At 40.3% G+C, this 11110-nt stretch carries 9 protein-coding genes; 1 reads left to right on the forward strand and 8 read right to left on the reverse strand.

Annotation, left to right across the window (positions count from 1 at the left end; genetic code table 11):
- Positions 1-5: 5 nt before the first annotated feature.
- The 8 genes from def to M3225_RS03210 all read right to left on the reverse strand — a co-directional run bounded on the left by def (position 6) and on the right by M3225_RS03210 (position 9225).
- The gene (gene def / locus M3225_RS03175) at positions 6-479 is read right to left on the reverse strand and encodes a peptide deformylase (RefSeq protein ID WP_251391064.1); all 474 of its coding nucleotides are present in this window, start codon (positions 477-479) and stop codon (positions 6-8) included.
- Between the two features lie 70 nt (positions 480-549).
- Positions 550-2964, reverse strand: coding sequence for a primosomal protein N' (gene priA / locus M3225_RS03180; RefSeq protein ID WP_251391065.1), 2415 nt, complete (start codon positions 2962-2964; stop codon positions 550-552).
- A complete protein-coding gene (gene coaBC, locus M3225_RS03185; RefSeq protein WP_251391066.1) occupies positions 2961-4178 on the reverse strand; it encodes a bifunctional phosphopantothenoylcysteine decarboxylase/phosphopantothenate--cysteine ligase CoaBC in 1218 nt (405 codons plus the stop codon). Before coaBC ends, priA begins: the two co-directional genes overlap by 4 nt.
- A gap of 180 nt (positions 4179-4358) precedes the next feature.
- Positions 4359-4580 carry a DNA-directed RNA polymerase subunit omega gene (rpoZ, locus tag M3225_RS03190; RefSeq protein WP_013058926.1) on the reverse strand — a complete coding sequence of 74 codons (222 nt, stop codon included), beginning with the start codon at positions 4578-4580 and terminating at the stop codon, positions 4359-4361.
- 2 nt (positions 4581-4582) lie between these two features.
- A complete protein-coding gene (gene gmk / locus M3225_RS03195; RefSeq protein WP_251391067.1) occupies positions 4583-5197 on the reverse strand; it encodes a guanylate kinase in 615 nt (204 codons plus the stop codon).
- A gap of 13 nt (positions 5198-5210) precedes the next feature.
- Entirely contained in the window at positions 5211-5471 is a 261-nt protein-coding gene (locus tag M3225_RS03200; RefSeq protein WP_013084831.1) for a DUF370 domain-containing protein, read from the reverse strand.
- 46 nt (positions 5472-5517) lie between these two features.
- A complete protein-coding gene (locus M3225_RS03205; RefSeq protein WP_251391068.1) occupies positions 5518-6393 on the reverse strand; it encodes a YicC/YloC family endoribonuclease in 876 nt (291 codons plus the stop codon).
- Between the two features lie 153 nt (positions 6394-6546).
- Positions 6547-9225, reverse strand: a complete 2679-nt coding sequence (locus tag M3225_RS03210) for a cation-translocating P-type ATPase (protein WP_251391070.1) — start codon at positions 9223-9225, stop codon at positions 6547-6549.
- 141 nt (positions 9226-9366) lie between these two features.
- On the opposite strand from M3225_RS03210, the gene M3225_RS03215 reads away from it, so the two are divergent.
- Positions 9367-11079: an Rqc2 family fibronectin-binding protein gene (locus M3225_RS03215; protein ID WP_251391071.1), complete on the forward strand. Its 1713-nt coding sequence runs from the start codon at positions 9367-9369 to the stop codon at positions 11077-11079.
- The last annotated feature ends 31 nt before the right edge of the window (positions 11080-11110 follow it).

The following is an 11110-nucleotide window of genomic DNA, read 5'->3' on the forward strand; positions in this document are numbered from 1 at the left end:
AAAACCTACCCTTCTAGTTCATCCTCTTCGTAATACTTTGTTACCTTTTCCGTGAACAATACACCGTGTAAATGATCAATTTCATGTTGAATTGCTCGTGCTAAAAACCCTTTTGCTTCTATAAAATAAGGTTTTCCTTTACGATTTTGCGAACGTACTTTCACATAATCAGCTCGAGCTACGTCACCAAAAAGGCCCGGAAAACTTAGGCAGCCTTCTGGACCGATTTGTTCGCCTCGTTGCTCAATAATTACCGGATTAATTAACTCAATTTTACCGTGTCGGTCGCCCACGTCTACCACTGCTACTTGCTGCAGAACTCCTACTTGAGGAGCAGCTAGACCCACACCGTCTGCTTCGAGCATTAAATCATACATGCCGTTTAGTAATTTCGCTAATTTATTATCAAAGTTTTTAACGATTTCACACTCTTGTTCAAGTACTTCATTAGGATGGTAAACAAGCTTAAGCTTAGCCATATAGGCACCTCCTTTATTCTTTCTATTTATATCCAAAAAGCTTCTTCTTTAACGCCATCAAGACGACTAGTTACATCATCGAATATGGATTCAAATCAATTGTAATTGTTAAATTCTCCTTCTGCATTTCCGCTTGATAACGTTCTAATATATATTTCAACAGCGGAATCAGGCTTGGTTCCAGCTTGTATTTTAACATGCATTGATAGCGATATCTATCTTTTATCTTAGCAATCGGAGATGCAACAGGTCCTAAGATCGTTGTTTGCGGAGAAAGTTTCTGACGCAGATACTGCGAAATTTTGTCTGTAACAGACACCACTTTCGCAATATTTTCATGAGATACCGTTACGAGCGCCAAGTAAAAGAAAGGCGGATATTTATGCATTTTACGAATTTCCATCTCCTGCTTATAAAACGCATCGTAATCATGCTGGCTCGCAAGTTGAATGCTGTAGTGTTCAGGCGTGTACGTTTGAATCACTACTTCTCCTGGAAGTTTGTGGCGCCCTGCTCTTCCGCTTACTTGGGTTAAAAGCTGAAACGTTTTTTCAGATGCACGAAAATCAGGTAAATTCAGCATCGTATCTGCTGTTAAAACTCCTACAAGCGTGACGTTTGGAAAGTCCAGTCCTTTAGCAATCATCTGCGTCCCTAGTAAAATTTGCGCTTCTCCACTTGCAAACTTGTTCAGGAGCTTTTCATGCGCGCCTTTCCGGCTTGTGGTATCAACATCCATTCGAACTACCCTAGCTTCAGGCAGCACTTTTGTTAATTCTTCTTCCACCTTTTGTGTACCGGACCCGAAAAAGCGGATATGTTCGCTGTGGCATTCTGGGCACTCAGTGTGAACATATTCTTCGTGTCCGCAGTAATGGCATTTTAATTTATTTTGATAGCGGTGATACGTCAGTGAAATTTCACAATGCTCACATGTCGGAACGTAACCGCAGTCCCTGCACATGACAAAAGAAGAATGACCTCTTTTATTTAAAAATAAAACAATTTGCTCTCCTTTTTCCAAACGGTCTTTCATCTTTTCAAACAGCATAGTTGAAAACATAGAGCGATTGCCGCTGCGAAGCTCTTCTCTCATATCAACGATATCCACCGACGGCATTGATGACTTATTCATTCTTTGCTTTAACGTCAGTAGCTTATACACACCTTTTTGTGCTCTTGCAAATGATTCAAGCGTTGGCGTTGCACTTCCTAAAATGACTGGACACTGATGATGCTGCCCCCGATAAATGGCTACATCTCTTGCATGATAACGGGGGTTTTCTTCTTGTTTATAACTGGTTTCATGTTCTTCATCAATAATAAGAAGGCCCAGGTTTTCAAATGGAGCAAATACAGCAGAACGGGCGCCTACCACAACGGATACTTCTTTTCGCTGAATTTTTCGCCATTCATCGTATTTTTCTCCAGTAGACAAGCCGCTATGGAGCACAGCAACCTTCGAGCCGAACCGCTCTTTAAAACGCTTGACCATCTGAGGCGTAAGTGAAATCTCTGGAACAAGCATAATCGCTTCTTTCCCTTTTTTTAGCACTTGATCAATTGATTGGAGATACACTTCAGTTTTTCCGCTGCCGGTTACTCCGTACATTAAAAACACATCGTGAAGGTTTTCTTCGATGTCATGCAGAATCGGTGCGATTGCCCCAGCTTGTTCATCCGTCAATTGAAATGGCTTTGACGGTGTAAAGTATCGATCTTGATAAGGATCACGGTATATTTCAATTTCCGTTTCCGCTAATAGTCCTTTGTTAATCAGCGCCTTTATAGGAGCGGAGGTAATCTGCAAATCTTCCGCTATTTCTTTTATTGCCACTTCTTCATTTCTATCCAGCATAAAAGACAGCACTTGTTTTTGTTTTTCTGCCTGCTTATTTAACTCGCTTATAAATTGCTGAATTGTTTCAAGGCTTTGATTGAGTTTTACGCCTTTTGCCGTTTTTTTGTTTCCTTTGTTTTTCACGACGTAGACGACTTCAATTAGACCTTTTTGAATATCACGGTGAAAAGCAGGCGTAGCGGCTGTTTTTTCTACTTCACTCCACTTCAGTGAGGATCTTGACTGAAAAAACGGCTTTACTTGCTCATGAAGCTGTTCGTATGTCTCTTTTGAAAGGAGTGACAGTTCTTTATCATATTTTGCTTTCATCGCCGCAGGCAGCATGACTTGAAAAGCGGATATCATAAAACAAAGCGTTTTTTCGGTTAGCCAGTGCCCAATTTCTAACAGTTCAGGAGTCAGAACCGGCGTTAAATCAAGCAGGTCAGTGATTGGTTTAACACGCTTCACTTCGGCCTCTTCTTTAAGAGCCACCACAAACCCTTGAACTTTTCTAGGACCAAACGGAACGACAACTCGCATACCCGGAATAATAATTCCTTTCCATTTGTCAGGAATAGCGTAGTCAAAAGCACGATCTGTTTGTTTAGCAGCCACGTCCACAATTACACTAGCTACACTCATTTTTTCAGTCCTTCTAACATTTCCTTCACTTCTTTTAACACCTCGGTAGCTACATCGTGTTTTGAAAGAATGGGAAGTTCCTTAGACTCTCCGCTTCGCTTATAGAGCGTTACAATATTTGTGTCCGTTCCAAAACCTGCTCCTTCTGTCGTCACGTTATTGGCTACAATCATATCCAAGTTTTTAGATGCAAGTTTCTTTTGTGCATATTCATCCACTTGTTCTGTTTCTGCTGCAAAGCCGACTAAAAGCTGGTGTTCTTTTCGCTCTCCAAGCGTGCGTAAAATATCTGTTGTTCTCTCTAGCTCTAATACTGCTTCACCAGGTTGCTTTTTCATCTTTTGATCAAACACATGCTTTGGTCGGTAATCTGCCACTGCGGCTGATTTAATGACAACATCTACTTCATGATAGCGCTGCATAACAGCTTCAAGCATCTGCTGCGCACTTTCAATTTGAACAACCTGCACCCCTTTTGGATACTCTAAATTCGTCGGTCCCGTTACAAGTGTTACTGATGCGCCTAACTTAGCAGCTTGTTCTGCAAGGGCATAGCCCATTTTCCCGGTAGAGCGATTGGTGAAAAATCGGACGGGATCAATGCGTTCTACTGTAGGTCCTGCTGTAACCAATACATTAATCCCTTCAAGGATCTTTTGTGTATCTGATACTTGTGAAAAATAAGAGTCGATTAGTGAAACAATTGTTTCTGGCTCTTCAAGACGACCTTTCCCTACATAACCGCATGCCAAATACCCTTCTCCAGGTTCTACAAAAGAATAACCAAATGATGAAAGAGTGCTCATATTTTTTTTCACAGCTGGATGATCGTACATATGAACATTCATTGCAGGCGCAATCCAAACAGGTCCAGTAGCAGCCAGCAGCGTTGTAGAAATCATATCATCCGCAAGACCATTTGCTATTTTACCTATCATATTAGCCGTAGCAGGAGCCACTAAAATTAAATCAGGCCAATCTGCTAAATCAATATGTGCAATCACAGATGGATCTTTTTCATCAAACGTATCTGTATAAACTGGGTTTCGAGATAGAGCTTGAAACGTAAGCGGCGTTACGAACTCGCGTGCTGAAGTAGTCATCATTACTTTAACTTCCGCTCCCGCTTGTACTAATTTACTTGTTAAAGCTGCGGCTTTATATACGGCGATTCCGCCGCTAACACATAATAAAATTCGTTTTCCCTTCATCATTATGCCCCCATCTATTTATCCCGCTCAACCAGCATCCGCTTGTTTACTCGGGTAACTATCTAAAGCTTTTCAATTCAATTATTATACCATTTTTGTAGTGAGACATTCACTATCCTGCTTGAACACGGACAAAAGCATCAAAAAAATAACAACCTATAAAGTAGGTTGTTATTTTTTCACTTACTGATGTTTAGAATCTTCTTCTGCTACACCTTGCTTATAGCTTAATTGTTCAGCATTAATTTCTTCTAAAGCACAGCCTACAAACTTATAAGAAACCGGCTTTTCAATCGGCGTATCATTGTGAAGCTGTAATTGACGTGCACGTTTTGCAGCTACTGTCACAAGCGTGTACTTAGAATCTAATTTTTCCATTAGGGAATCAATTGATGGATAAAGCATGTTTATTCTACCTCCAGCATTCTTTTATAGCGCGCAGAAATACGATCACGACGGCAGTGTTCAGCCGTTACGATAGCACGGATGCGAGCACAAGCATTTTCTACTTTGTCATTTTCTACAACATAATCGTAGGCGTCCATAAGTTCAATTTCTTCTTTTGCCACGCGCATACGGTTATTGATTAAGTCTTCTGTTTCAGTACCGCGGTTTACGATACGACTTTTAAGCTCTGATAAACTCGGCGGCGCCAAAAAGATGAACAAACCTTCTGGAAACGCTTCTTTCACTTGAAGAGCTCCTTGCACTTCAATTTCTAGAAATACGTCTTTTCCTTCAGATAACGTTTGTTCTACATAATCAACCGGGGTACCGTAGTAGTTACCTACGTATTCAGCCCACTCTAATAATTTATTATTTTCAATCATGCGCTCAAACTCTTCGCGTGGTTTAAAGAAATAGTCAACACCGTCTACTTCACCTTCGCGAGGCTTCCTTGTTGTTGCAGAAATAGAATACTGCAATTTAATGTCTTCTTGCTCAAACAATGCTTTTCGTACCGTTCCTTTTCCAACACCTGATGGTCCGGAAAGAACAATTAATAAACCTCTTTCAATCATCGGTTCAAGTGACCTACCCTTCTAATAATTCTTCTTTGTTTATAAGTCGCTGTGACACAGTTTCTGGCTGTACAGGAGCTAAAATAACATGATCGCTATCCATAACAATAACAGATCGTGTTTTACGTCCTTGCGTTGCATCTATTAAAGAGCCTCGATCTTTTGCATCTTGAATAATGCGTTTGATTGGAGCTGATTCAGGATGAACGACAGAGATTATACGATTAGAAGAAATAAAATTTCCAAATCCAACGTTCACTAATTTACCGCTCATAAGAAGCCTCCTGCTATACCAATATAATCTTTATCTTACACGAAGGCTATTCAATATTTTGAACTTGCTCTTTTATTCGTTCTAATTGTGCTTTCATACTAATAACATACTGAGCAATAGTACCATTGTTTGCCTTCGCACCGATTGTATTCATTTCACGATTCAGCTCTTGAACAAGAAAATCTAGCTTACGTCCTACTGAATCAGGTGTATTTAATGCTTGAATAAATTGTGAAACATGACTTTGAATTCGCGTAAGTTCTTCGCTAATATCTGCTTTTTCAGCAAAAATAGCTACTTCAGTCATCACTCGCTGCTCATCGAAAGTACCTTCTAAATAGTCGCTCAGCTTTCTTTTAATACGCTCGCGATATTGTTCAGCAACTTCAGGAGCAAGCTGTGTAATTTTTCCGCGAATGTCTTGAATGTCCTGTAAGTATCCCATTAAATCGTGATACAGCTCTGATCCCTCTCGTTTTCGCATATCCACTAACTGATGAACAGCAGCTTCCACTGCTTCAAAGATTGCACCATGAATACTCGTCTGATCAGCTTCTTCTTCATAAGTTGTCATCACTTCAGGCATGTGTAGAATGTCTTGAATTTGAACAGATTGTGATAGCCTATGCTTTTCTTTTACTTGCTGCAAAGCATTCATGTATTCATCAAGCAGCTGCCAATCCGTCTGCAGTTTCTTTTTTGCCATTTCTTCACCTGAAATAGTAACAAATAATTCTACTCTACCACGTTTTATGTATGTTTGAACGATTTTTTTTATTTTATCTTCAATTTCAATTAATTGTCTTGGCATACGAATAACAATTTCACAAAAACGATGATTAACAGACTTCATTTCGACTGTTACTGATCGATTTTCCACTTCCGCTTTTCCGCGGCCAAAACCAGTCATACTTTTTATCATTATCATCACATCCACTATGTACATCTTACATAAAAAGTATCATAAAAGAAAGTGTTAGCAAAAAAAAGAAATCTCTCTTCTCTATTCAACTTGTAAAGGCTGTCTTCATGAGTTTTCTCATTTGGGACAGCCTGTATTAAAGTATAACACAATTTATGAAGGTTTTCTTGTTAAAAGTGAACCGGCAAGTAAAAAAGTTGGAAGGCTTGCAAGTCCTAAAATAACGAGCCATTCCCGTGGTGCAATAGCCATTGTATGAAAAATAGGCTGCAGCGGCGGATAGTAGATGGCCACCAGCATAAGGATAATAGATGAAATAACAGCTCCTACAAGATATAAGTTCTGAAATGGATTGCGATCAAAAATTGATTTTTCACTTCGGCAGTCAAATACGTGAATAAGCTGTGCCATGACAAGCGTGGCAAATGCAATCGTCTGAGCATACTGCAACCGATCTGGGTCATTGTCGTAGACAATCATGAACGCAGCAAGTGTAGCAGCTCCAATTAAAAATCCACGGCTGACTACTTTCCACCCTAATCCTCTTGCAAAAATACCTTCGCGCGGATGCCTTGGATGGCGCTTCATCACGTTATCTTCTGGCTGATCTAAGCCAAGAGCCATCGCAGGCAAACCGTCTGTTACTAAGTTTACCCATAATATTTGAATTGGCACTAGCGGAAGCGGAAGTGCTAAAATCATCGCAAAAAGCATAACTAAAATTTCTCCTACATTTGATGCAAGCAAGTAACGGATAAACTTTCGAATATTTTCATAGATGTTCCGTCCTTCTTTGATCGCTGATTTGATGGTAGCAAAATTATCATCAAGCAAAACGAGTGAAGACGCTTCTTTTGCTACGTCTGTCCCGGTGATGCCCATCGCAATGCCTATGTCTGCTGCTTTAATAGCTGGTGCATCATTTACGCCGTCGCCCGTCATGGCTACAATGTGATCTTTTGCTTGAAGGGCTTTAACAATTTTAAGCTTATGTTCAGGTGATACCCTCGCATATACGTAAACATCATCCACTACTTGTTCTAGCTCTTCCTGCGTCATTTTGGATAAATCCGTTCCTTCCAAGACTTGACCGTTTTTCGGTAAAATGCCGAGCTGTTTTGCAATCGCCTGTGCTGTAATGACGTGGTCACCTGTAATCATAATTGTTTTGATGCCTGCGTCTCGGCATTCTTTGACCGCTTGCTTGACCTCTGGTCTTGGTGGATCAATCATTCCTTGAAGCCCTAGGAAGGTCAGGTCTTTTTCCGCTTCGTTCTCTGTATGAACGCTCTCATGATCTCCTAATGGCCGATAAGCAATAGCAATGGTTCGAAGCGCTTGGCTAGCTAACTGATCAATCGCTCCTTTTACTTCATTATGAACCGTTACCGACAGCGTTTGTTGTCTGCTTTCCCACAAAATATTTTTGCTGTTTATAAGCAACACATCCGGAGCACCTTTTGTTATGACATAGCGCTTATGAGATGCGTCTTCAATTACTACGCTCATCATTTTACGCGTTGAATCAAATGGAAACTCTTCAATAATCGTAAACTGCTTTTGAATGTTTTCTTTTGTCAGCCCAGCTTTCATCGCGGCAACAAGCAAAGCCGCTTCAGTAGGATCCCCGTCGATGACATATTCTTTATCTTTTCTCGAAATGGACGTTTGATTGCAAAGCAGACCAAACACTAAAAGCTGCTGAAGCGGTTTTTCACTCAGTGTATCAACTTCTCTTTCCTCTCGTGAAAATACGCCCTTAGGTTCATACCCTGTCCCTGATACCCTCCATGTCATTCCTCCCGACCAGAGGTGAGTAACCGTCATTTTATTTTGCGTTAATGTGCCTGTTTTGTCTGAGCAAATGACTGACGCGCATCCTAGTGTCTCAACAGCAGGAAGTTTGCGAACAATGGATCTTTGCTTAATCATGCGCTGTACACCAAGAGATAACGCAACGGTTACGATGGCAGGAAGACCTTCGGGTATGGCAGCAACAGCTAAGGAAACTCCCGCTAAGAACATACTGTATAAATCATGGCCTTGCAGCACGCCAATCCCGACAACTAATACAGTAAGTGCAAGAGCTACAACGATTAAAATTTTACCTAATTGCTCTAACTTCCGTTGAAGAGGAGTAATCATGGCTTCAGCATTTTGAAGCAAATCAGCAATTTGTCCCATTGCTGTTTTCATTCCAATCCCTACAACGATACCTGTTCCGCTTCCTCGCGTCACAAGCGTACCCATGAACGCCATATTATCCTGATCTCCAAGCGGCACTTCATCTCCTGACAATGCTTTTATTTGCTTGGCAACAGGCAAAGACTCTCCCGTAAGCGCTGATTCTTCAATTTCTAGACTTTTGCCTTCCATAATCCGAAGGTCAGCTCCGATACGGTCTCCGCTCGAAAACTTTACAACGTCTCCTACTACCAGCTCTTTAGATGGTAACTTAACCCATTTCCCTTCACGCATAGCTGCTACTTGAGGAGCAGAAAGCTCTTTTAATGCATGAAGAGATTTCTCTGCTTTTCTTTCTTGAAAAAAACCTAGAAATCCATTAATTACTACAATGGCAATAATAGCAATCGCATCGATGTATTCTCCTAAAAGCCCTGAAATAAGCGTGGCAGCTAGTAAAACCAGCACCATAAAATCTTTAAACTGCTCTAGAAACACAAGAATGGCTGGTTTTTTCTCTCCTTCAGTCAATTCATTAAACCCTTGTTGCTGCTGACGTGCTTTTACTTCTTTGTGTGTAAGACCATGCTGCCTGTCTGTTTTTGTTACTTCTACTATTGCTTTTTCACCTAATTCATACCATTTCATTGCATCTTTTCACACCCTTTTATTTGTAAATGCACCTATTAGATTGTTACAATCTTATATCGTATGCTTATTCAGACTCGTCCTAAAAAATGCTATACTTTTCTATAGGACAATTTTCAATTACTTAAGGATGTGAGCACTATGTCATTTGATGGTATTTTTACATATGGCATTTTACAAGAATTATCTGAGACCTTGGTTTCAGGACGAATTTCAAAAATATATCAGCCGTTTCCAAACGAGTTGATTTTACAAGTACGCGCTAAAGGTAAAAACCGCAAACTTTTAATCTCAGCTCACCCTAACTATTCACGCGTTCATTTTACAAACGAGCCCTATGAAAACCCATCTGAGCCTCCTATGTTTTGTATGCTTCTTCGCAAGCATTTAGAAGGAAGTATTATTGAACAAGTGTATCAGCTTGGATTAGACCGTATTTTAGTCATTGAAACAAAAGGACGAAATGAAATTGGCGACGTGACGTACAAGCAGCTTATTATTGAAATCATGGGAAGACATAGTAACGTTGTACTTGTAGATAAAGAAAAACAAACGATTATCGACAGTATTAAGCACGTTCCAATGGCCTTGAACAGGCACCGTACGCTTCTACCCGGAGCTCCTTACGTACTGCCTCCTAGCCAAGATAAGCTTCATCCGTTTGAAGCGGATGAAGAAACCGTGGTTAAAAAAATTGATTTTAATAGCGGAAAGTTAGCCACCCAGCTAGTGCAAACCTTCTCGGGGCTTTCTCCTTTAATTGCAAATGAAGTGGTTTTTCGCTCTGGCTTAGCGAATCGTTCTACCCTTCCAAAATCATTCGTCGAAACTATGACGCTGATTAAAGAAGGTCAGTTTACACCGACCATGACAACCGTTAATCAAAAAGACTATTTTTATTTACTAGAATTAACGCATTTAGAGGGTACGAAAAAAACGTATGCAACCATCAGCGAGCTTCTTGACCGCTACTACTACGGGAAAGCAGAGCGAGACCGTGTAAAGCAGCAAGCGCATGATTTAGTACAGTTTATTTCCACTGAGAAAAAGAAAAACGAGAAGAAAATAAAAAAACTTGAGCAAACGCTGCAAAATGCAGAAAAAGCATCTGATTATCAGCTAGCCGGTGAACTCCTTACCGCAAATTTACACCTTGTCAAAAAAGGAGATGCGAAAGTGGATGTTATTAATTATTATGATGAAAATAGCGGTACACTTACGATTTCATTAGATCCACAAAAATCACCGTCTCAAAATGCTCAAAGCTATTTTACAAAGTATCAAAAAGCGAAAAATTCCGTTTCGATTGTAATCGAACAAATTGAAAAAGCAAATGAAGAAGTACAGTATTTTGAATCACTTATTCAACAAATGGATACTGCTACTCACAAAGACATTGCAGAGATTCGTGAAGAGCTTGTGGAAGAAGGATATTTGCGCAACCGTCAGCAAAAACAAGCGAAAAAACAAAAAAACACCACGCCTACACTTGAACAATACGTTTCAAGCGACGGCACGACGATTTTAGTTGGAAAAAACAATAAGCAAAATGAGTATTTAACAAATCGCCTTGCTGCTCGTGATGACGTTTGGTTTCATACGAAAGATATACCGGGTTCTCACGTTGTTATCCGCAGCCAAGAGCCTTCAGAAGAAACAATTTTAGAAGCGGCTCACCTTGCTGCTTACTTTAGTAAAGCCAAGAATTCAAGTTCGGTACCCGTCGACTATACAAAAATTCGCCACGTAAAAAAACCAAGCGGTGCTAAACCTGGTTTTGTGACGTACGATAACCAGCAAACGGTGTATGTAACGCCTAGCGAAGAACTTGTACTGAAGCTGCGTCAGTCATAATAAAAACCCCCTTTCTATATAGAAAGGGGGT

The organism is Priestia aryabhattai (assembly GCF_023715685.1).
Classification (GTDB): Bacteria; Bacillota; Bacilli; order Bacillales; family Bacillaceae_H; genus Priestia; species Priestia aryabhattai_B.